Here is a 20,508-nt window from a genome sequence, read left to right on the forward strand (position 1 = left end):
GGGCTCGGCGGCCCGCCACGCCTTGCCGGCGGCGGCCCGGGCCATGCGGGCGAAGTCAAAGGTGGCGCGGATGGGTGCGTCCAGGGCGTCGACGCGGCCCGCCGCGTCGACCGATTCGGCGCGTTTCATGACCGACAGCAGGGCGTTCTGGTAGTCGCGGATCAGAGCCGTCGCGGCGTCCTCGTCGACGGCGGCGCGGGCAGGGGGCGCGGCGGCGGTGACGAAGAGGGCAACGGCGGCGGCCAGGACCGCGCGGCGGCTGGGGCGGCGAAAGGGATGGGCGACGACCATGCACGGGCTCCGGCGGGCGGCTGAGGACAGGGCGGAAGGGCCTGCACCCTGCCCATTCGGCATGGCGGAAATTGGGCGGAACCTGGTGTGGTTCCATAACCCGTCATTGCGAACCCTCGTCGCAAGACGAGGGTGAAGCAATCCAGAGCGGAAAAAACCAATTTTCGCCCTGGATTGCTTCGTCGCTCCGCTCCTCGCAATGACGATGTTTTGTATTGTGGAAAAAGGCGCGCCGAAGAATGGAATGAAAGTGTGCGCGAATTGCGCCCGATCGGGAACGTCGATGCCCTGGCTCCGTTCATCGCGGAGGGAAGGCCGCCGACCGTTCGGTAAACGGTTCGCGCCTCGGTCCTTACCGCGCCGCCACGGTCCAGCCGGTCGGCACCACCACCAGGCACGAGCGCTGCTGCGCGCGCAGGTCGCGGCACGCCGCCCGCGCCTTCGCCTCGTTGGGCATTCCGACGACGCGGGCGCGGTACAGGTGCCCGTCCGCCACGGCATGGGGGATGACCCGCACGCGGATGGCCTCGAACCGCGGGCCGAGCAGCTTGGCGGCGTCGTGCGCGGCCCGTTCGGCGGGACCGAGCGCGCTGAAGGCGCCAACCTGTACGCCCCATGTGCCGTCGGAGGCCGGTTGCGGCGGGGCGGAGCCGGAGGGAACGGCCGCTTCGGTTGCGTCAACGCTCGGTTTCGGCGCGGACAGCAGCCGTTCAATGACGCGCGGCAGCACGTCGGCCACGCTGGCCACCTGCGGCACCGGCGCCTTGCCGGGCGGCAGCATGGGCGGGCGCGGTGGCGGCGCGCCGGACGGTAGGTCCGGCCGGGCCACCACCCGGATCCGGTCCTGGCCGGTAAAGGGGCTGTAGCCCGCCTGGGCGACCACCTGGAAGCCCTTGTCCATCAACTCGGCCATGTGATCGTCGCGGCTGCGCGCGGTGCGGCCGCCGTAGACGACGCCGACCAGCCGGCGCCCGTGGCGCGTGGCCGAGAAGGCCAGATTGAACCCCGAGGCGCTGATATAGCCGGTTTTGAGCCCGTCGGCGCCGGCGTAGCGCTTCATCAGGTGATTGTGCCCGGTGTAGATGTGACCCTGATAGCGGAACGACGTCGTCGAGAAAAAGTGGTAGTGATGCGGAAAGTGCCGCAGCAGCGACAGCGACAGAGTGGCCATGTCCCGCGCCGTGCTCTTCTGCCCTGAGTTCGGCAGACCCGACGCGTTGCGGAAGGACGTACTGCGCATCCCGAGCTGGTGGGCCTTCTCCGTCATCAGGCGCGCGAAGCCGATCTCGGTGTCACCCAGGGCCTCGGCCACCACGGTGGCGACGTCGTTGGCCGACTTGGTGACCAGCGCGCGGATGGCGTCGCGCACGGTGATCGTCGAGCCCGCCCGCAGGCCCAGCTTCGAGGCCGGTTGCCCGGCCGCCCGGGTGGAGACACGCAGGCGCGTCTCCATCGACACCCGGCCGGTGTCGATGGCCTCGAATAGCATATAAAGCGTCATCATCTTGGTCAGCGACGCCGGATAGCGCTGGGTGTCGATGTGGCGGCCGTGCAGAATACGGCCCGACGTGGCGTCGACCACGATCGCGGCATAGCGCGCGGCGGCGTCGGAGGGCATGATGGTGCCCAAAACCAGGACCAGCGCGAGCATGGCGCTCAGGCGGGCCAGGATCAGGCGCCAGGCGGCGCGCCTGGGGCGAGCCGGGTCCCGACAGGGCGACGGGTTGGGCAGAGGGCTGGACACGGCGTGCCTCCTGTCGTCTCGGCGGTCCGGCTGCCGGCGCGGGCCTGTTCCCCCCTGGATCCACGCGCGACATTGGCTCCAAATGCGAACCAACTTTAAGAAATGATTCAAGGAGCAACTGTCGTCAGCATAGAAAATCGGTGAGTGGTTGTCCATAGGCGTTTCGTTTTAAACAAAGAATCGCATCGGGCTGATCGCACCGCGCGGTCTGGCCTGTTCCCGGGAGGTGAGACCATGCATGGCATTGCGCGCATCCGCGAACCCTGGTTGCTCGGGCCGGTTGCCCGCCCAGGTTTGGGGGGTCGCGTCCGGGCGGGGCTACTGCGCCTGTGTGCCGGCCTTGTCGCGGTGGCCCTCGGGGCCTGTACCTCGACGGGGGATATATCGAACCCGGTTGTGCGTAAGGTCACATGGTTTTCCTTTCTGAACGGTTACGATATTCGTACCACCTGTCAGGCGGGTGCGCCCGACCATCTCAGGCTCGTGCACAATGCCAACTACAGCCGTCGCGTGAGGGTCCACGAACTGGTGGCCGCCAGTCCGGCGTTGCCGGGGGCCGCGCCGTCCGGGGCCATGCGGCTGATGACCCGGGTCATTGGCGACACGACGAGCGAATGGCTGGTGGAGTTCGGCGACCCGTCGAGCCTGTTCGCCCCCTGGGCCGGGCAGGTCAGCCGTGTCACGCTCGGCCCGGCGGACGTGGCGGCGGTGCGCACGGCCCTGGCCCGCGACGGCCTGGGCCAGCCGGCCCCGGCCGGGACCGAACTGTTTTCGCAAGACTACTGGTGGCTGGCCGTGGGGTGCCTGGACGGTCGGATGCGGTTCCAGGTCTGGGCGCATCCGGATCGGGGCTATGACGGCCTGACGTTTCCGGCTCTGCTTCAGGCGCGGGACGGCACCGGCATCCCGCTGCGCACGCCGGCCGACGAGCCGGTGTACGCCAATCCGGCGATCATGGACCGCGACGCCGCTCGGTACGAGGTGCGCTTCCGGCTGGCGGTGGGGCCGAACGGGATCAATCCTTGAGGCCCTTGAGTCGCGGTGCCGGCGTGCGCGCCGCCAGCCACAGGCCGCCGACGATCAGCACCAGCCCGGCCCCATGCGCCCACAGCAGTTGCTCGCCCAAGAAGACCACCGACATCAGCCCGCCCACCAGGGGCATCAGGTAGAGAACCTGGCCGGCCACGCTGGCGCCGACCAGCGCCACCCCCCGATTGAAGCAGGCATAGGCCAGGATCGACGGGAACACCGCCACATAGGCCACGGCCCCCAGCGCGGGCAGGTCGAGCGGCAGGGTCCGGCCCTGGCTCAGGAGTTCCCACAGATAGACGGGCAGCAGCATGGCCGCCCCCGCCAGGAAAATGACGGCCAGGAAGACGAAGGGCGAGACCGTCGGCCGCAGGCGCAACAGCGCCGCGTAGCCGGCATAACAGGCGACGGCCGCCAACACCCACACGTCGCCCACGTTCCACTGCAAGCCGAGCAGCACCGTGGGGTCCCCCCGGCTGATGACCGTGGCGGCGCCGGCCAGCGAGACCAGCACCCCCGCCGCCTGCCGTCCGGTCACCCGCTCGCCGAAGATGAGGAACGTCCAGACGATGATCAGGACCGGCATCGCTGTCTGGATCAGCAGGGCATTGATCGCCTGGGTATCCTGAAGGCCGATGTACAGAAAGGTGTTGAAAATGGCGATGCCCAGGAACGACAGCAGCAGCACGATGCGCCAGTGCCGGCGGATCTCGGGCCAGTCCGCGCGCAGGCGGGGCCAGGTGAAGGCCAGCACGATCAGCCCGGCCAGGGTCCAGCGCCAGAACGCCAGGCCGACCGGCGGCACGTGGCCGCTGACCGCGCGGCCGATGACGGCGTTGCCCGACCAGAAGGTGATGGTCAGGACGAGCAGCAGATAGGGCCAGTCCGCCACGCGGGTCAGCGGTCCCCAACTCGACCGCTCCGGCTGGCTCACGGCGCGCCGTTCCCGGCGCTCGCCACGCCCGCGTCGGCGAACGTGGCCATGCCGGCATGACAGGCGACGGCGCTGCGCACCACGCTCAGGGCCACGGCGGCGCCGCTGCCCTCGCCCAGGCGCAGGCCCAGATCGAGCAGGGGGTCCTTGTCCAGCACCGCCAGCAGGCGCATGTGGCCCGATTCGCGCGAGACGTGGCCGGCCATGGCGTGGTCCAGTCCGCCCGGCGTCAGGGCGTGCCAGACACCGGCGGCGGCGCAGCAGATGAAACCGTCCAGCAGCACCGGCACCCGCGCCAGCCGGGCCGCCAGAATGCCGCCGGCCATGGCCGCCAGTTCGCGCCCCCCCACGCGGCGCAGCGCCTCCAGCGGGTCGGCCAGCCCGGCCCCGTGGTGGGCCATGGCGGCCTTGATCACCGCCGCCTTGCGCGCCAGCCCCGCATCGGTGACGCCGGTGCCGCGCCCCACCCACTCGGTTTCCGTCCCGCCGAACAGGGCCAGGGCCAGGGCGGCGGCGGCGGTGGTGTTGGCGATGCCCATCTCGCCGACGATCAGCAGGTCGGTGTCCGTCAGGTCGAGCGTCAGGCCGGCGTTCAGCGCCTCCAGCAGCTCGGCCTCGGTCATGGCGGGCGCGGTGTCGAACGGCTGGGTCGGCCGGTCCAGGTCCAGCGAGATCACGTCCAGGTCGGCGCCGTTGGTGGCACAAAGCTGGTTGATGGCCGCGCCGCCGGCCTGGAAGTTGGCCACCATCTGCACCGTGACCTCGGCCGGAAAGGCCGACACACCGCGTTGGGCGATGCCGTGGTTGCCGGCGAACACGACACACCGGGCGCGCTCCAGGCGCGGCGGGTGCCGCCCCTGCCAGGCGGCCATCCAGGCGGCGATCGACTCCAGCCGGCCGAGCGAGCCGGCCGGCTTGGTCAGCGTCGGCTCCCGTGCCGCCGCCGCCGCCGCCGCCGTTTCGTCCGGGCCGGGCAGGTCGCGGGCCAGGGCGCGCAGGGCATCGAGGGAGGTGATCGGCGGCAGGACGGACTTGGCCATGGCGATTTCCTGGTGTTTTGGGTAAGCAGCCCCTGCCATACCTGAACCGAGCGGAGAAATCACCCCATGGAAACGGAACCGAACGGTCCCACCCCCCGCGTCGCCTGGGTAGGGCGCCGCCTGGGCGAGATCAACCTGGCGCTCGTGTTCCTGACCCGTCTGTCGTGGGTGCGCACCGACTGGTCACGGCCGCTGATGAGCGCCGCCTGGGCCTTTCCCGTGGCGGGGGCGTTGGTGGGGCTGACCGGCGGGGCTGTCGCGGCGCTGGCGATGCTGTTCGGCGCGCCGTCCCTGCTGGCGGCGACGCTCGGCGTGGCGGCGGCGGTTCTGTTCACCGGCGCCCTGCACGAGGATGGGCTGGCCGACACCGCCGACGGCATCGGCAGCGGCCGCGATCGCGAGCGGTCGCTGGAGATCCTGAGGGATTCGGTCATCGGCGCCTACGGTGTTCTGGCCTTGATCGTCGCCATGCTGGCGCGCGTCACGGCGCTGGCCGCGTTGCTCGACGCCGGTCCGCTGGGGACCGCCTTGCCGGCGTTTGTGCTGGCCGCCGCCCTGGGGCGCGCCGCCGGGCCGCTGTTCACGGCCGCCCTGCCGCCGGCCCGCGAGGACGGCGTCGGAGCCGCCGCCGGCCGGCCCGACACGGCCGGCGTCGCGGTGGGGCTGGCGTTGCCGCTGCTGGCCGGTCTGCTTCTGGGGGCGTGGCCGGCGCTGCCGCTGGCGTTGCTGCCGCTGGTCTGGCTGGGCTGGCTGGCCCGGCGCCGGCTGGGCGGCATCACGGGCGATGTCATCGGTTGCGCCATGCTGCTGACCGAATGCACGGCGGTCGCGGCGATCGCCATGGCGTGGCAGTGAGGCGCCGATGACGCCGACCCCCACTCCGGCCGCCGACCTCGGGGCCACGCGCTGGTGGCTGGTGCGCCACGCGCCGGTGCCGGACACCAACGGCCGCATCACCGGCCGCCTGGATCCGGACGCCCACACCGGCGACGTCGCCGACCTGGAGGCGCTGGCCCGCCTGCTGCCGCCGCGCGCCGTGCTGCTGACGACGCCGCTGCGCCGCACGGGGCAGACGGCGCGGGCGCTGGTGGCGGCCGGGTTGCGGCTGCCCCGCGCGATCGAGGAACCCGACCTGCAGGAGCAGCACTTCGGCGCCTGGGAGGGCCTGACCTGGGGCGGGCTGGCCAGCGAAGACCCGCCCGACCCGGCGTTGGCGGCGTTCTGGGCCGATCCGGCGCACCGGGCGCCGCCGGAGGGCGAGAGCTTCGCTGCCGTCACGGCGCGGGTCAGGGCGGCGCTGGAGCGCCTGAGCCGAGACCATGCCGGGCGCGACATCGTTGCCGTGGTCCATGCCGGCACGGTGCGCGCGGCGCTGGCCGTGGCGCTGGACCTGGATCCGGCCCAGGCGCTGCGCTTCGCCGTCGATCCGCTGTCGCTGACCCGGCTGGACTGGCTGGACGGCGCGCCCACGGCCGGCTGGCGGGTGGGCTGCGTCAACACGGTGATGGCGGGGTAGGGGCGGTCCGGCTATCCGGCCCGGCGGTCCAGTCCGTCCTTATGCGGCACCGGCGCCGGGAAGCGGCGGAGGCGATAGAACGGACGAGTCCATTCTATCGCCGATCAGTATTACTTAAGCATCCCCCGCGCGCGCAAAGCCTGCACGATCTCGTCGGCCAGTTCGTCCGGGCTGGCCTGATCGGTGCGCAAGTGCAGTTCGGGCGCCTCGGGCGGCTCGTAATCTGAGTCGATGCCCGTGAAGTTCTTGATCTGGCCGGCCCGCGCCTTGCGGTACAGGCCCTTGGGATCGCGCTGTTCGCACACGGCCAGCGGCGCGTCCACGAACACCTCCAGGAACTCGCCGTCGGCGACCTTTTCGCGCGCCAACTGCCGCTCGGCCCGGTAGGGCGAGATGAACGAGACCAGCACGATCAGCCCGGCATCGACGAACAGGCGCGCCACCTCGGCGACGCGGCGGATGTTCTCGACGCGGTCCTCCGGCGTGAAGCCCAGATCGCGGTTCAGGCCATGGCGCACATTGTCGCCGTCCAGGATGTAGCTGTGATGGCCCATGGCCAGCAGGCGCTTTTCCACCAGGTTGGCGACGGTCGACTTGCCGGCGCCCGACAGGCCGGTGAACCACAGCACGCACGGCCGCTGGTGCTTCTGGTGGGCGCGGGCGGCCTTGTCCACCTCCAGCGCCTGCCAGTGGATGTTGGCGGCGCGGCGCAGACCGAAGGCGATCATGCCGCAGCCAACGGTGTGGTTGGTGGCCCGGTCGATGAGGATGAAGCCGCCGGTGGTGCGGTTGTCCTCATAGGGGTCGAACGGCACCGGGCGGCCCAGCGACAGGTTGCAGTATGCCACCTCGTTCAGGTCCAGCCGCTTGGCCGCCAGCTTGGCCTGGGTGTTGACGTCGAGCCGGTGCTTGATCTCGGTCACCTGCGCCGGAACCGTGGCATGGCCGATCTTGAGCAGATAGCCCCGCTCCGGGTACAACGGCTCCTCGGACATCCAGACGATGTGCGCCGCCACCTGGTCGGCCACCTGCGGGCGCGCGTCGGCGGGGCTGATGACATCCCCGCGCGCGACGTCCACCTCGTCGGCCAGGGTCAGGGTGACGGACTCGCCCGCCGCCGCCTGCTCCCGATCGCCGGAAAAGTCCACCACGCGGGCCACCGTGGTCGGCCGACCCGACGGGTTGACGACGATTCGGTCGCCGGGGCGCACCACGCCCGAGGCCACGGTGCCGCAGTAGCCGCGAAAATCCAGGTTCGGCCGGTTGACCCACTGCACCGGAAAGCGGAACGGAGCGCTCACGCTGTCCTGAACGACATCCACCTCTTCCAGGTACGGCAGCAGGGTCGGGCCGTCGTACCAAGGCATCCCGTCGCCCCGGTTGACCACGTTGTCGCCCATCAGCGCCGAGACCGGAATGCACACCGGCTCCGGCAGGTCGATGCGCCGGGCGAAGTCCACGAAGTCCGCGCGGATGGCCTCGAACGTGGCCTGATCATAGCCCACCAGGTCCATCTTGTTGACCGCCAGCACCACATGGCGCAGGCCCATCAGCCGGGCGATGGTGGCATGACGGCGCGTCTGCACCAGCACGCCCTTGCGCGCGTCCACCAACAGCACGGCCAACTCGGCGTTGGACGCGCCGGTGGCCATGTTGCGCGTGTACTGCTCGTGGCCTGGCGTGTCGGCGACGATGAACTTGCGCCGGTCGGTGGTGAAGTAGCGCCACGCCACGTCGATGGTGATGCCTTGTTCGCGCTCGGCCTGCAGGCCATCCACCAGCAGGGACAGATCCAACGCCCCCCCCGCCCTTCCGCGCGCCTTGCTGTCGCGTTCCAGGCTCTTCAGCTGATCCTCGAAGATCAGCTTGGAGTCGTAAAGGATCCGGCCGATCAGCGTGCTCTTGCCGTCATCGACACTGCCGCAGGTCAGGAACCGCAGCAGGTCGCGTTGCGCCGCCTTCCCGCTGAGCACCGCCTCGGTGGCGGCGGCGTCGAACGTCCGTCCGTCGTCGGCCATCAGAAGTACCCATCCCGCTTCTTGAGTTCCATGGAGCCGGCCTGGTCGTGGTCGATGGCCCGCCCGGCGCGTTCCGAGGTGCGCGAGTTCAGCATCTCCGCCACCACCTCGGCCACGGTGGACGCCTTGCTTTCCACCGCGCCCGTCAACGGATAGCAGCCCAGGGTGCGAAAGCGCACGCTCTTCATTGCCGGCGCGGCGCCGTCGGGTATGGGCAAGCGGTCATCATCGACCATGATCCACATGCCGTTGTACTGGATCACCGGGCGCGGCTTGGCGAAGTACAACGGCACGACCGGAATGTTCTCTTGCAGGATGTACTGCCAGACGTCCAGTTCGGTCCAGTTGGACAGCGGGAAGGCGCGGATGCTCTCGCCGGTCTTGATGCGGCCGTTGTAGAGCGACCATAGTTCCGGGCGTTGGTTGCGCGGGTCCCACTTATGGGTGCCGGTGCGGAAGGAGAACACGCGCTCCTTGGCGCGGCTGGCTTCCTCGTCGCGCCGGGCGCCGCCGAACGCGGCATCGAAGCCATGCCTGGTCAGCGCCTGCTTCAGCGCCTGCGTCTTCATGACGTCGGTGTGAACGCCCGAGCCGTGGCTGATCGGGCCGACGCCCTCGCGCACGCCGTCCTCGTTGATGTGCACGATCAGGTCGAGCCCCAGCTCCCGCGCCGTCGCATCGCGGAAGGTGATCATCTCGCGGAACTTCCACGTCGTGTCGATGTGCATCAACGGGAACGGCAACGGCCCCGGTGCGAACGCCTTGCGCGCCAGATGCAGCATCACCGACGAGTCCTTGCCGATGGAATAGAGCATCACCGGCTTGCGCACCTCGGCCACCACCTCGCGGATGATGTGGATGCTTTCGGCCTCAAGGCGCTGCAGGTGCGTCAGGCGGCCCGAAACGGACGTCTCACCAGGTCGGTCTTTCTGGTCAACAGTCATTGCGGCTCGTGGGGGCTGGGAATGGGAAAAACCTTGGCCTACGAAATACCAATGATCGTCGCGCGTGGCCATTCAAATCCGAGACCCGAATCATCCCTCCAGTGCCTGTGACCCGGGATGACCGTCTTGCCCTGAAGGACGCGGCCACTTATTACGAATCCTCCACGTTCTTACACGGCACTGCTTCGCTGGACTTTTGACGACCTGGAATATAGCTTCAGGGACGACAGGGTCACTCTTGAAGGTGTTGATGAATGAGCAAGTCTAAAAATTTCGTCTTTTTTCTTGGCATCAATGTTCTTGCCGTCGTCTTTGCGGCGGTTTCCTTCACGATTTACGCCATTGTGGCTTTCGGCGAAAGCACCGAGCGGGTGTGGCCACCGCACGTGCCGAACGAGGCCGACGTCATCGAGGGGCTCAAAGGCGACACCTATGTCCTGATCCGGCGGTTTGCCGAGGATCCACCCGGGCTCTTTCGGGGATGCGTGTATGACGACACGGCGACCAGGCTTCAGTATCGGGGCGTTTTTTCCCTCGCACGTGGTGGCCCCTATATGCCCGGGCATGATCTGCTGACGGGGTGGGATGGTGCCGCGCTCTATTTCGCCCGTCCGGATCATGAAACGGGCGAGGAGGGCATTCTCGAAGCCGTGACCGCGTTCACGCCGGCGTGGGACAACTTCACGCCACGAGAGTGCGACCCCGCCACGATTCCGACCGGCCGGTAAGCGGCGTTGGCCGAGTTGTTCCGGCACCTTAAGTCCAAAACAAAAAAAGACCTCGAACACACATCTAGAAAATGAAATCTAGAAAGGACGTCCGCCAATGGCGACCAGGAGGCATCTTTCAAAAATTGCTGCGGTGAATTTCTTAATCACTTATTTTGTAACGTTTGGCTCTTTATATTTCGTGATCGTCGCCTTACCGGGCACGCAAGAAGATCGCGATCCGTGGCCACCTCATGTACCGAGAGCAGCCCAACGGGTCGAAGGACCTGACCGCAGCGTGTATGTACTGATTCGGCGCAGTCCCGCCAACCCGACCGGACCCTACAGGGCGTGCATTTTCGACGAAAACGTGCCCTGGCTGTACTATCGTGGGACCTTCACGCTTGCACGTGGCGGCCCCTACTCCCCAGACCACGATGCCCTGAAAGCCTGGTGCGACAACCGGCTGTACTTCGGCGAGACCGGTCTTCTCGAACCGACGACGGCGTTCACGCCTCGGGGATACGATCACTGGGAGACCGTGTGCGACCTGCCCGAGAGCCTCGTCGATCGCTGATCCCCCAACGACGGCCGCCCCCTTCGGCTCCCCCCAACCCCGTTTCCGGTGTCGCCCCTACCCGATCCTTGCCAACGCCTCCTTCAGCCGGTCGCGCGTGGCCTCCAGGTCGGCGAGGCGCTCGCGGTTTTCGGCCACCACCTCGGCGGGCGCCTTCTCCAAAAAGCCCTCATTTGACAGCTTCTTGGACAGCTTGTCGATGTCGCCGTCCTGTTTGGCGATGTCGCGCGACAGGCGCGCCCGTTCAGCGTCCAGATCGATGACGTCGGCCAGAGGCAGGATCAGCGTGGCCTCGTCGACGATGATCTGGGCAGAGCCCGTGCCCGGCGCCTCGGTCACGTGGTCGATGGCGTCGACGCGCGCCAGCGTGCCGACCAGCGCGTGGTGCGTCTCCAGCCGCGTCCGCGTGACCGCGCCGGCATCCTTGACCAGCAGCGCCAGACGGGCGGCCGGCGGTACGTTCATCTCGGACCGCACCGAGCGGATGGCGGTGATCAGGCGCACCAGCCAGTCCATTTCGGCCTCGGCCTCCGGCGCCGCCAGATCGCTCCGATCCGGCCAGGGCGCGACGATCAGGGCACGGTCGCGCGACTCCGCCAGCGCCCCCCACAGTTCCTCGGTCACGTAGGGCATGACCGGATGCAGCACGATCAGGATTTGGTCGAGCACCCAGGCAGCGGTGGCCCGGGTTTCGGCCTTCGCGGCCTCGTCCGTGCCGTTGAAGACCGGCTTGGCGAACTCCAGGAACCAGTCGCAGAAGGTGTTCCAGGTGAACTGATAGACGACCTGGGCGGCCTCGTTGAAGCGGTAGGCCTCGATGGCCTCGCCGACGCGGCGCGCGGTGTCCGCCATGCGGGCGACGATCCAGCGGTTCAGGGTGCTGGTGACGCCGGCCGGGTCGAACCCGTCCACCGCGACGCACTCGTTCATCTGGCAGAAGCGGGCGGCGTTCCACAGCTTGGTGGCGAAGTTGCGGTACCCCTGCACCCGGCTTTCGCTCATCTTGATGTCGCGGCCCTGGGCGGCCATGGCCGTCAGGGTGAAGCGCAGGGCATCGGTGCCGTACTGCTCGATCAGGTCCAGCGGGTCGATGACGTTGCCCTTGGACTTCGACATCTTCTGGCCCTTCTCGTCGCGGACCAGGGCGTGGATATAGACGTCGCGGAACGGCACGTCGCCCATGAAGTGGTGGCCCATCATCATCATGCGGGCGACCCAGAAGAAAATGATGTCGAAGCCGGTGACCAGGACATCGCCGGGGTAGTAGCGCGCCAGTTCCGGCGTCTCCTCCGGCCAGCCCAGCGTCGAGAACGGCCACAGCGCCGACGAGAACCACGTGTCGAGCACGTCGTTGTCGCGGGTCAGGTCAACGCGTTCCCCATAGTGCGCCTCGGCGGCGGCCCGGGCCTCGGCCTCCGTCTCCTCGACGAAGATGGCGCCGTCCGGCCCGTACCACGCCGGGATGCGGTGGCCCCACCAGATCTGGCGGCTGACGCACCACGGCTGGATGTTGCGCATCCATTCGAAGAAGGTGTTGGCCCAGTGGGCGGGCACGAAGCGGGTGCGTCCCTCCTCGACCGCCTTGATCGGCTCCTGCGCCAGTTCGGCGGCGTCGACGAACCACTGGTCGGTCAGCCACGGCTCGATCACTACGCCCGAGCGGTCGCCGTAGGGCACGGTCATCGGGTTGGGCTCGACCTTCTCCAGCAGGCCCAGGCTTTCCATGCGCTCGATGACGCGGTCGCGCGCCTCGAACCGGTCCAGGCCCTGGAACTCGGCCGGCGCGTTCTCGTTCAGGCGGGCGTCGCGGTCGAGGACGTTGATCATCTCCAGGCCACAGCGGCGGCCGACCTCGAAGTCGTTGAAGTCGTGCGCGGGCGTGATCTTGACGGCGCCCGAGCCCTTTTCCGGATCGGCGTAGTCGTCCGCCACGACGGGGATCGGGCGGTCGACGATGGGCAGGATGACGGTCTTGCCCACCAGATCGGTGTAGCGCTCGTCCTCGGGATGCACGGCCACCCCCGTATCACCCAGCATGGTCTCGGGACGGGTGGTGCCGACCACGACGAAGCGGTCCGGCTCGCCCTGCACCGGGTACTTGAAGTACCACATCTTGCCGTCGGTGGGCCGTTGCTCGACCTCCAGGTCCGAAATCGCGGTGTGCAGCTTGGGGTCCCAGTTGACCAGCCGCTTGTCGCGATACATCAGGCCCTGCTTGTGGAGCCGCACGAAGACCTTGGTGACCGCGCGCGACAGCCCGTCGTCCATGGTGAAGCGCTCACGCGGCCAGTCGGCCGAGGCACCCAGGCGGCGCAACTGGCGCTGGATGGTGCCGCCGGACTGCGCCCGCCACTCCCACACCCGGTCGACAAACGCCTCGCGGCCGAGATCGTGGCGGGTCTTGCCCTCGGCGGCCAGGTTGCGCTCGACCACCATCTGGGTGGCGATCCCGGCGTGGTCGGTGCCCGGCTGCCACAGGGCATCGCGGCCCTTCATGCGGAAATAGCGGATCAGCACGTCCTGAAGCGTGAAGGTCAGCGCGTGGCCCATGTGCAGGCTGCCGGTCACGTTGGGTGGCGGCATCATGATGGTGTAAGGGGGCGCGTTCGAGTCGGGGCGGCACCCGAACACGCCGGACTCCTCCCACCGCTGATAAAGCCGATCCTCGACGGCCTGGGCGTCGTATGTCTTGTCCAGCATGGCTGAACCGCTTCCCTCTTGCAGATCAGGACGAGAAAAAACCGGTCGGGCGCGCGCCCGACCGGCGGATGGCGGGGCACGACGGCCCGCGCTTTCTAGCGATTTCCGGCGCGCTTGGCCAGCCGTTCGATCTCGCGCTGGACCAGCCGTTCGGTCATGTCCGGCAGGTTGGCGTCCAGCCACTCCTTGACCAGTTCGCGCGTGATCTGGCGGACCAGCGCCTCCAGGGTGATCGAGCCGTCACCGATGACGACATCGCGGCTCTGCACCGTGCCCGTCAGCTCGCTGAGCATCCGGGAGGACATCTCGGCGATGTCCGGCGCGACCAGGGGCGTGTCTTCGTCGTCGGGAGCCGGCGACGGGTCGGGAGCCGGCGGAGGCGGGGGTGGTGGCGGCGGCGCCTCCTCTTCCTGATCGACCATGTCGTCCGTCAGTTCGAGGATATCCTCCAAGGGCTCCGGTTCCGGCTCGGGCGGCGGCGGCGGCGGCGGAGGAGGTGGCGGAGGTGGCGGCGGAGGTGGCGGAGGCTCGGGCTCGGGCTCGGGCTGCGGCTTGACGTCCTCTTCCTCTTCCTCGTCCTCGGACAGGATTTTCCGGATCGAGGCGAGAATGTCCTCCATCGAGGGTTCTTGCTGTTGGGCGTCCTTTTCGCTCATGGCCCGCGGTATCCCTCACGGTTGCCGTGGGCGCCTCCGAAGCCGGCGCGAAAGGCCCACGGCAGGGTGTCAGTTCGTCGGCGTGGTGGCGCCATCGAGGCCAAGGGCCGCGTCGCTATCGGCGGCGGCCGACCCGCCGAACCACTGATCGTTGACGGCCTCGTAGTTCTCGGTCGGATCATAGGGCTGCACGGGCAGTTCGAGGTCGCCGGCGGTCAGCCCACCGACGGCGGACAGCAACGTGAAGCCGGCCACCAGTTCATCGCGTTGGGCTCGCACCAGGTTGACGCGCGCGTTGAGAAGCTCCTGCTCCGCGTCCAGGACATCCAGCACCGTGCGGGAGCCCACTTGGGCCTCGCGGCGCACACCCTCAAGGGCGATCTCGGCCGCCTCGATCTGATCCTCGAGAGACTCGATCCTGGCCCGCGTGGCGACCATCTGTTCCCACGCCTGCTGGGCCTGTTCACGCACCGCCGTTTCCGCCTCGTCCAGTTCCAGACGCCGCTGACCGGCGGTGTGCTTGGCCTGGCGCAGTTCGGCATAGACGGCGCCGCCCTGGTAGATGGGCACGGTCACGCCGAGCGTGGCGGCAAGCGTTTCAACCTCGGAGTCCTCGACGTTGCTCTGCTCCCAGCCCTTGAAAAAGGACCCCGACACCGTGACCTCGGGCAGCAGGCGGCCCCGCTGGTTGCGGATTTCGTCCTGCGCGGCCCGCCACGCATACTCGGCGGCCAGGATCTGGGGGTTGCGGTCCAGCGCCAGCGCCACGGCGTCGTCCAACGATTGCGGCAGGTTCGCGACGCGCTCCGGCGCCAACAGGGCATCGGGCGTCACGCCGGTGACCCGCACGAAGTTCGCCTCGGAGCTTTCCAGCGACGCCAGCGCCTCGGCGGTATCGGCGTAAGCGCCGGACAGGCGCGCCTCGGACTGCGCGACGTCGGTGCGCGTGATCTCGCCGACGCGGAACCGGTCCTGGGTCGCCTCCAGCTGCCGCGTCAGAACGTCTTCGTTGTTGCGGTTCAGGTCGAGGACGGCGGTGTCACGAACGACGTTGAGGTAGGCTTTTGCCGCGTCGAGTAGCACCTGCTGTTCCACCGAGACCAGATTGGCCCGCTCGGCCATGACGTTGTTCTCGGCCCGGTCGACCTGCGCCCCGGTGCGGAAGCCGCGAAAGATCGGCTGCGAGATGCTCACCGTCAGGGAGCTGGGGTTGGTGTTGGTGCGGGTGGCCGATCCCATGCCGAGGTCCCGTTCCGTCGACTGCCAGCCGGTCTCGCCGTTCACCGAGACCTGCGGACGCCAGCCCGATTTGGCGAGGGGAACGCCCTGGTCGACGGCGCGCAGTTGCGCCCGCCGGGCCTGAAGCTGCGGATTGTTCGCGTAGGCGGCGGCCAGGGCATCGTCCAGCGACTGGGCGTGGGCGGGCGCCCACCCGAGGGCACACAGCATTACGCCGAGGGACACCGCACGGACCACAAGGTTCTGAACAGTCGTCATGCCACGCTCACCATTCGCCACAAAGGGACGCCGGCTCGGTCTCCGGCCCACCAACACATGCCCGCGCGACAAAACGTCTCGCGCCGTTTTCGACCTCACGCACTCCGGCGCCGCGCCGAGAGCCGCCACAGCGACCGCGCGGGCGCACCTTACCGGGCATCCACCCCGCTGACAATGCGCCGTCTCCCGCCGTCGCGGCGGTGTGGAGCCTCAGGCAAGCGGCACTTACAATTCTACTTTAACACGTCCCCGCAGGCTCTGGAACCTCTTACAAACGCGGGCATCGATCGGAACGCCAGATCGGAGCACCCGGCGCGGACCAGCGCCAGCAACCGTCTCAGAAGACGAAGGCCTCGGCCTTTTCGAAGCCCGGCAGGCGCGGCGCCGCGGCATCGAACACAATGCGGTGCCCGAAGCTGTCGCCGTGCCGTTCGACGACCGTCAGCTTGCTGTTCCAGGCGCCATCGCCGACCACGGCCAGAAGCCGGCCCCCATCGGCCAACTGCCTGCGCACGCCGTCCGGGATCTCCGGAACGGCCCCCTCGATCATGATGACGTCATAGGGCGCCTGGCGCGGATAGCCCTCGTTCAAGGGGCCGCTCACCACCACCGCGTTGTCAAGCCCGAGGTCCGTCAGCGTGCGGGTGGCCCGGGTGGCCAGGTCGGTATCCACTTCCAGGGCGACGACCGTGCTGGCCATGTGCGCGAGGATGGCGGTTGAGTATCCGGACGCGCAGCCGATATCGAGCACCACGTCGCGCGGCAGGACCATGGCCGCCTGGATCATGCGCGCCATCACCAGGGGTTCCAGCAGGTGGCGCGTGTCATCCAGCGCCAGGCTGGAATCGACATAGGCGTACCCGCGCAGCGCCTTGGGCACGAACAGCTCGCGCGGCACCGTTTCCATGGCCTCAAGCACGGCCGGGTCGGTCACCCGGTTGGCACGGACCTGGTTTTCCACCATGTTGAAGCGGGCCTTGTCGAAATCCATCGCAACCTCTCGCCAGAGTGGGGGGCCGGTCGCCGGGACCATCCGGTTCGTCTGCGACAAGCGATCCGGACTCCGAACCGCCGAGGTTATACCCACGGTTCCCGCCCGGCACAATATCCTCCTCCCGCCGATCGGGTTTTGGGAAGAGGCGGCGGACGGCGGGACCGGAAAAGCGACACCAGAAAAGCGACGCGGGGCCTCGACAGACGCTTGACCCGTTCCCGGCGTTTGACTATAAAGCCGGCCTTCCGACGACGCGGTCCCCCCTCGGGCGCCGCGAACGGACCCAAGGGGCCGGGTGGCAGAGTGGTCATGCAGGGGACTGCAAATCCCCGTACGTCGGTTCGATTCCGGCCCCGGCCTCCAGACGGCGGCAGCGCGACACCGCCGCCGCGCCATGGCTGATCCGGCGTAGCTCAACGGTAGAGCATGCGGCTGTTAACCGCAGGGTTGTAGGTTCGAATCCTACCGCCGGAGCCATCTCGGGCCGCTGGGGCAACTGCCCTTCTTCATCGACTATCTGAAGCAGGCGGGCCTGTTCGACCCTCTGGTGGCGGGCTGCTGCGTTTGCTGGACGGGATGCGCCCCGAGGAGCGTCCCGACCTGGTACGGGGGGACGCGGACTACGGCACCGATCCGGTGATGGCGGCGCTGGAGGCGCGCGGCCAGGACTATCTGTTCAAGCTGCGGGTGACGGCCAATGTGCGAAAGCTGATCGAACGGATGGCGGGACAGCTGGGCTGGCGCGACGCCGGCCACGGCTGGCAGGCGGCCGGGGCCGCCTTTCTCTCGCGGCTGCGAACAACCGCGCCGCAGTTGACCCCGGTCGAGCGCTGGTGCGCCATCCTGGGCCGCGCCCTGGCCCCGTACCTGCACGGACGCACCCCAAGACCCCGCCGGGTCTGCTCCCGGCCTGAGCCGAACCCGAGACTCCAGGTCGAAAATCTTACCGCCCGGCGGCACAGCTGCACCGGCAGATGCGGAATTTAGGATAAATTGTCATCCCGACCGCCCCGGAAGGGGCGGAGGGATCTTCCGCCTCGGTGTTCCGCCGTCCCGGCTGGACGGGTCATTGCGGGTGTCGGCCGGTATTATCCCCACGGGCCGGTTTGGCGGCGCGCGCCGGCGCCGCTGGCCGCAAGCTCTCGCAACGCCCGCACCCGGTTGGCGGTGGCGGGGTGGGTGCTGAACAGGCTGTCGTGCCGGTGGGCGTGAAGCGGGTTGACGATGAACAGGTGCGCGGTGGCCGGATTACGTTCGGCGGCGTGATTGTCGATGCTCCGGCTGCCCTGCTCCAGCTTTAGCAGGGCGCTGGCCAGCCATTCCGGATTGCCGGCGATGCGCGCGCCCTCGGCGTCGGCGCCGTATTCATTGTGGCGCGAGATCGCCATTTGTACGATCATGGCGGCGAACGGCGCCAGAATGGCGACCAGGATGGCGCCGATCATGCCCAACGGGCTCTCGCGGTTGCCGCCGAAGAAGAAGGCGAAGTTGGCCAACATGCCGATGGCGCCGGCGATGGTGGCCGTGATCGTCATCGTCAGCGTATCGCGGTTCTTGATGTGCGCCAGTTCGTGCGCCATGACGCCGGCGACCTCGTCCCGGTTCATCATGTTGAGAAGGCCGGTGGTGGCCGCCACGGCGGCGTTTTGTGGATCGCGTCCGGTCGCGAAGGCATTGGGCTGGGCCGTGTTGATGATGTATACCTTGGGCATGGGCAGGTCGGCGCGGCGCGCCAGGTCCCGCACGAGGCCGACGAACTCGGGCGCCTCGCGTTCCGTCACCTGCCGGGCGCCGTGCATGGACAGCACCACCTTGTCGGAGTTCCAGTAGGCGAAGCCGTTCATGCCGAGCGCGATCAACAGCGCGATGGTCATGCCGCCGGCACCGCCGATCAGGTAACCGACGGCCAGGAACAGGCCGGTCATCGCGGCCAGAAGGAGGGCGACACGGGCAAAGGACATGGGGCGACTCTCCATGGTGCGGACAAGCGCCATCGAGATAGGTCCGGGTCCGCGCCATTCAAGTGAAATCGCGGTCACCCCACATGACCAGAAGCCGGGCCAAAACCGGCATTCGACCGCACAGGACCAGGGAGAAAACGACCATGACAGACACCACCAGACCCGATCACGCGAACGGATGGGGCGAGAGCCTGCCCCTGCCGCTGACCCCCGAATCCGGAGCCGGTCCGGGCGATGTCGCGCAGGCGCGCAAGGCGGTCCGCCGCGCCGCCGGGGACCACGCCCCGGCCGACGCTGCCTCGCCAGAGGTGGGCGGTCCGGGTGGCCCGGAGCCGACGCGCTACAACGACTGGGAACGCAAGGGCCGCTGCTCGGATTTCTGAGCGGGGCGCCCCGCCACTCATCCTGACGACACGCCCGACGGGGGCACGCCGAGGACGGTCGCGGCCATCCGCACCACCTCGGTGAAGGCGGTGAGGTCTGTCCACCGCGAGACGAATCGTGTGTCGCGCGTGACGACCCGCCGTCCCCCCCGCCCTCCCCCGGGGCAGGGGGTGACGCTGCCGTCGATCATCAGCGTGTCGGCCAGGCCGAACGGCTCCACCGCCATGTCTTCCAGGTCGACCGGGGTGCCGTCCTCGCGCCGCGGCAGCTCGCCGCCCAGGGCGCCGGCGACGCGCTGGATGTAGGGCAGGGCGGTGTTGCTGTAGGCGAACACCGGGCGGTCCAGGCCGCGCATGAAGCCGATCTCGACCGCCGTGCCGACGTCGGCGGCGGGGCTGCGGAACGGCGTGATGTTGGCGATCAGCGCGTCGCAGGCGGTCATCAGACCCACGCAATGGCGCTGCAGGGCGAACCCGGCCTCCGGCGTCGGCTCTGGTTCCTCCTCGGGCAGGCCGTCCAGCGGGAACACGCCCTCCAGGCCGGCCTGGTCGCACACCGCCTTCTTGCGCGCGCCAAGGGCGCGGGCCTGGGGGTGGAACACCTCCGGGCCGGCCAGATAGACGCGCGGGCGCGCTGGATCGGACATGGGGCGGCGCGGCTCCGTGTGGCGATGGGGCGAAAAAGGGCTGCCAGAGATGCTGCGGCACAGCATAGTCATTGTTGCGTCGCATCACAATGGGCGCGCGGTCGCGGACGCGCGAAGCCCCCGCTGGCGCGGCGGCGGCCATGCTCGGCCACGCGCCCGAAAAGGGGTTGCAAACCCCCGGCCCAGCGGCTAGAAAACCCGCCTCACGGTCGCCCGGGATCGAGGATCCCGAGGGACCGGTTTTTTGTCACCGGCCAGCGCGCCGTGACGATGTTCGGGGCCGCCGTAGCTCAGGGGTAGAGCACACCCTTGGTAAGGGTGGGGTCGGGTGTTCAATTCACCCCGGCGGCACCATTTTTCCAAATATAAATCAAATTGTTAAAGGGCGCCTCCGAGGCGCCTTTCCGCGTTGCGCGGGACCGGGGAAGCGCGGGGAAAGCAGGCGAAGGGGCGCCGCGTGGGACCTTCGACGCCGGACAGCAGCGGACCTACAGCCAGTTCTCCACCCTCACGCCCGGCATACGCACAAACTCCCGCATGTTGTTGGTGACGACGATGAGCCCCTCGCTGCCGGCATGGGCGCCGATCTGCATGTCGTGTGGACCGCACGCCGTTCCGGCCCGTTCCAGTTCGGCGCGCACCTGTCCATAATGGGCGGCGGCCTTGCTCCCGACCGGCAGCACCTCCGCATCCAGGGGTCAATGAGGCCGGGGCATGACTGCCCCGCGCGCTCGACCCGAGGGCGAAGCCCGAAGGTTGTCGAGCGCACGAGAAAACCGGCAGAATAGGCGATCTGTTTTGTTTTGCGCGCAACCACCGTCGGCGGGCTGGCGCCCGCCTTGGGTTGCGCGCGGGAGGCCGGGGCATGAC

18 protein-coding genes, 3 tRNA genes and 2 pseudogenes are annotated in these 20,508 nt (G+C 68.7%); 10 read left to right on the forward strand and 13 right to left on the reverse strand.

What is annotated here, in order from left to right:
* Together Q0309_RS15755 and Q0309_RS15760 are read right to left on the reverse strand one after the other, a co-directional pair.
* Positions 1-291 (reverse strand): annotated as a pseudogene (locus tag Q0309_RS15755) (hypothetical protein); the annotation flags it as partial.
* Between the two features lie 352 nt (positions 292-643).
* Positions 644-2,035, reverse strand: a complete 1,392-nt coding sequence (locus Q0309_RS15760; RefSeq protein WP_299443327.1) for a D-alanyl-D-alanine carboxypeptidase — start codon at positions 2,033-2,035, stop codon at positions 644-646.
* Positions 2,036-2,431: 396 nt separating this feature from the next.
* Between Q0309_RS15760 and Q0309_RS15765 the strand changes: the two genes are divergently transcribed.
* On the forward strand, positions 2,432-3,061 hold the full coding sequence (locus Q0309_RS15765; RefSeq protein ID WP_299443330.1) for a hypothetical protein: 630 nt from the start codon (positions 2,432-2,434) through the stop codon (positions 3,059-3,061).
* On the opposite strand, the gene Q0309_RS15770 is transcribed toward Q0309_RS15765, so the two are convergent.
* Together Q0309_RS15770 and cobT are read right to left on the reverse strand one after the other, a co-directional pair.
* Positions 3,051-3,998 carry a DMT family transporter gene (locus Q0309_RS15770; protein ID WP_299443333.1) on the reverse strand — a complete coding sequence of 316 codons (948 nt, stop codon included), beginning with the start codon at positions 3,996-3,998 and terminating at the stop codon, positions 3,051-3,053. The genes Q0309_RS15765 and Q0309_RS15770 overlap by 11 nt on opposite strands.
* Positions 3,995-5,038, reverse strand: coding sequence for a nicotinate-nucleotide--dimethylbenzimidazole phosphoribosyltransferase (gene cobT / locus Q0309_RS15775; RefSeq protein ID WP_299443336.1), 1,044 nt, complete (start codon positions 5,036-5,038; stop codon positions 3,995-3,997). Before cobT ends, Q0309_RS15770 begins: the two co-directional genes overlap by 4 nt.
* Positions 5,039-5,104: 66 nt before the next feature.
* On the opposite strand from cobT, the gene cobS reads away from it, so the two are divergent.
* Both cobS and Q0309_RS15785 read left to right on the forward strand, forming a co-directional pair.
* Entirely contained in the window at positions 5,105-5,893 is a 789-nt protein-coding gene (gene cobS / locus Q0309_RS15780; protein ID WP_299443339.1) for an adenosylcobinamide-GDP ribazoletransferase, read from the forward strand.
* A gap of 7 nt (positions 5,894-5,900) precedes the next feature.
* Positions 5,901-6,554, forward strand: coding sequence for a histidine phosphatase family protein (locus Q0309_RS15785; RefSeq protein WP_299443341.1), 654 nt, complete (start codon positions 5,901-5,903; stop codon positions 6,552-6,554).
* 110 nt (positions 6,555-6,664) lie between these two features.
* Here the strand turns inward: Q0309_RS15785 and cysN are convergent, their stop codons facing one another.
* Together cysN and cysD are read right to left on the reverse strand one after the other, a co-directional pair.
* Positions 6,665-8,572, reverse strand: a complete 1,908-nt coding sequence (gene cysN, locus Q0309_RS15790) for a sulfate adenylyltransferase subunit CysN (RefSeq protein ID WP_299443344.1) — start codon at positions 8,570-8,572, stop codon at positions 6,665-6,667.
* Positions 8,572-9,516, reverse strand: coding sequence for a sulfate adenylyltransferase subunit CysD (gene cysD / locus Q0309_RS15795; RefSeq protein ID WP_299443347.1), 945 nt, complete (start codon positions 9,514-9,516; stop codon positions 8,572-8,574). Before cysD ends, cysN begins: the two co-directional genes overlap by 1 nt.
* Positions 9,517-9,770: 254 nt before the next feature.
* Here cysD and Q0309_RS15800 point away from each other — a divergent pair, with 254 nt between their 5' ends.
* Complete coding sequence (locus tag Q0309_RS15800; protein WP_299443350.1) at positions 9,771-10,244, forward strand: hypothetical protein; 474 nt, start codon at positions 9,771-9,773, stop codon at positions 10,242-10,244.
* Between the two features lie 277 nt (positions 10,245-10,521).
* Positions 10,522-10,800, forward strand: a complete 279-nt coding sequence (locus Q0309_RS15805; RefSeq protein WP_299443353.1) for a hypothetical protein — start codon at positions 10,522-10,524, stop codon at positions 10,798-10,800.
* Positions 10,801-10,857: 57 nt separating this feature from the next.
* On the opposite strand, the gene Q0309_RS15810 is transcribed toward Q0309_RS15805, so the two are convergent.
* The 4 genes from Q0309_RS15810 to Q0309_RS15825 all read right to left on the reverse strand — a co-directional run bounded on the left by Q0309_RS15810 (position 10,858) and on the right by Q0309_RS15825 (position 16,644).
* Positions 10,858-13,500 carry a valine--tRNA ligase gene (locus Q0309_RS15810; RefSeq protein WP_299443356.1) on the reverse strand — a complete coding sequence of 881 codons (2,643 nt, stop codon included), beginning with the start codon at positions 13,498-13,500 and terminating at the stop codon, positions 10,858-10,860.
* 95 nt (positions 13,501-13,595) lie between these two features.
* On the reverse strand, positions 13,596-14,156 hold the full coding sequence (locus Q0309_RS15815; RefSeq protein WP_299443359.1) for a DUF2497 domain-containing protein: 561 nt from the start codon (positions 14,154-14,156) through the stop codon (positions 13,596-13,598).
* A gap of 69 nt (positions 14,157-14,225) precedes the next feature.
* Positions 14,226-15,653 (reverse strand): TolC family outer membrane protein, encoded by a 1,428-nt coding sequence (locus Q0309_RS15820; RefSeq protein ID WP_299443362.1) that lies wholly within the window; start codon positions 15,651-15,653, stop codon positions 14,226-14,228.
* Positions 15,654-15,990: 337 nt separating this feature from the next.
* On the reverse strand, positions 15,991-16,644 hold the full coding sequence (locus Q0309_RS15825; protein ID WP_299443365.1) for a protein-L-isoaspartate O-methyltransferase: 654 nt from the start codon (positions 16,642-16,644) through the stop codon (positions 15,991-15,993).
* A 292-nt stretch (positions 16,645-16,936) separates the two neighbouring features.
* Between Q0309_RS15825 and Q0309_RS15830 the strand changes: the two genes are divergently transcribed.
* From Q0309_RS15830 to Q0309_RS15840, 3 genes are all read left to right on the forward strand, one after another.
* Positions 16,937-17,010 (forward strand) — tRNA-Cys (locus tag Q0309_RS15830).
* A gap of 39 nt (positions 17,011-17,049) precedes the next feature.
* Positions 17,050-17,124: transfer RNA gene (locus tag Q0309_RS15835), tRNA-Asn, on the forward strand.
* Between the two features lie 87 nt (positions 17,125-17,211).
* Complete coding sequence (locus tag Q0309_RS15840) at positions 17,212-17,634, forward strand: hypothetical protein (RefSeq protein ID WP_366940642.1); 423 nt, start codon at positions 17,212-17,214, stop codon at positions 17,632-17,634.
* Between the two features lie 101 nt (positions 17,635-17,735).
* Here Q0309_RS15840 and htpX read toward each other — a convergent pair whose 3' ends face one another.
* Entirely contained in the window at positions 17,736-18,608 is an 873-nt protein-coding gene (gene htpX, locus Q0309_RS15845) for a zinc metalloprotease HtpX (RefSeq protein WP_299443372.1), read from the reverse strand.
* Between the two features lie 143 nt (positions 18,609-18,751).
* Between htpX and Q0309_RS15850 the strand changes: the two genes are divergently transcribed.
* Complete coding sequence (locus Q0309_RS15850; RefSeq protein WP_366940643.1) at positions 18,752-18,991, forward strand: succinate dehydrogenase assembly factor 4; 240 nt, start codon at positions 18,752-18,754, stop codon at positions 18,989-18,991.
* 17 nt (positions 18,992-19,008) lie between these two features.
* Here the strand turns inward: Q0309_RS15850 and Q0309_RS15855 are convergent, their stop codons facing one another.
* Positions 19,009-19,638: a nucleoside 2-deoxyribosyltransferase gene (locus Q0309_RS15855; RefSeq protein WP_299443375.1), complete on the reverse strand. Its 630-nt coding sequence runs from the start codon at positions 19,636-19,638 to the stop codon at positions 19,009-19,011.
* A 279-nt stretch (positions 19,639-19,917) separates the two neighbouring features.
* On the opposite strand from Q0309_RS15855, the gene Q0309_RS15860 reads away from it, so the two are divergent.
* Positions 19,918-19,992 (forward strand) — tRNA-Thr (locus Q0309_RS15860).
* 134 nt (positions 19,993-20,126) lie between these two features.
* Here Q0309_RS15860 and Q0309_RS15865 read toward each other — a convergent pair.
* Positions 20,127-20,324 (reverse strand): annotated as a pseudogene (locus Q0309_RS15865) (VapC toxin family PIN domain ribonuclease); the annotation flags it as partial.
* Positions 20,325-20,508 lie beyond the last annotated feature (184 nt).

The sequence above is a fragment of the uncultured Rhodospira sp. genome (genome assembly GCF_937138205.1).
Taxonomy (GTDB): domain Bacteria; phylum Pseudomonadota; class Alphaproteobacteria; order Rhodospirillales; family Rhodospirillaceae; genus Rhodospira.

What these genes read in the sequence shown, in the direction of transcription:
- cysN (WP_299443344.1), bottom strand. Translation starts at nt 8,572, where the DNA reads ATGGCCGACGACGGACGGACGTTCGACGCCGCCGCCACCGAGGCGGTG.
- cysD (WP_299443347.1), bottom strand. Translation starts at nt 9,516, where the DNA reads ATGACTGTTGACCAGAAAGACCGACCTGGTGAGACGTCCGTTTCGGGC.
- cobT (WP_299443336.1), bottom strand. Translation starts at nt 5,038, where the DNA reads ATGGCCAAGTCCGTCCTGCCGCCGATCACCTCCCTCGATGCCCTGCGC.
- Q0309_RS15810 (WP_299443356.1), bottom strand. Translation starts at nt 13,500, where the DNA reads ATGCTGGACAAGACATACGACGCCCAGGCCGTCGAGGATCGGCTTTAT.
- Q0309_RS15855 (WP_299443375.1), bottom strand. Translation starts at nt 19,638, where the DNA reads ATGTCCGATCCAGCGCGCCCGCGCGTCTATCTGGCCGGCCCGGAGGTG.
- Q0309_RS15825 (WP_299443365.1), bottom strand. Translation starts at nt 16,644, where the DNA reads ATGGATTTCGACAAGGCCCGCTTCAACATGGTGGAAAACCAGGTCCGT.
- Q0309_RS15800 (WP_299443350.1), top strand. Translation starts at nt 9,771, where the DNA reads ATGAGCAAGTCTAAAAATTTCGTCTTTTTTCTTGGCATCAATGTTCTT.
- htpX (WP_299443372.1), bottom strand. Translation starts at nt 18,608, where the DNA reads ATGTCCTTTGCCCGTGTCGCCCTCCTTCTGGCCGCGATGACCGGCCTG.
- Q0309_RS15820 (WP_299443362.1), bottom strand. Translation starts at nt 15,653, where the DNA reads ATGACGACTGTTCAGAACCTTGTGGTCCGTGCGGTGTCCCTCGGCGTA.
- Q0309_RS15785 (WP_299443341.1), top strand. Translation starts at nt 5,901, where the DNA reads ATGACGCCGACCCCCACTCCGGCCGCCGACCTCGGGGCCACGCGCTGG.
- cobS (WP_299443339.1), top strand. Translation starts at nt 5,105, where the DNA reads ATGGAAACGGAACCGAACGGTCCCACCCCCCGCGTCGCCTGGGTAGGG.
- Q0309_RS15850 (WP_366940643.1), top strand. Translation starts at nt 18,752, where the DNA reads ATGACAGACACCACCAGACCCGATCACGCGAACGGATGGGGCGAGAGC.
- Q0309_RS15815 (WP_299443359.1), bottom strand. Translation starts at nt 14,156, where the DNA reads ATGAGCGAAAAGGACGCCCAACAGCAAGAACCCTCGATGGAGGACATT.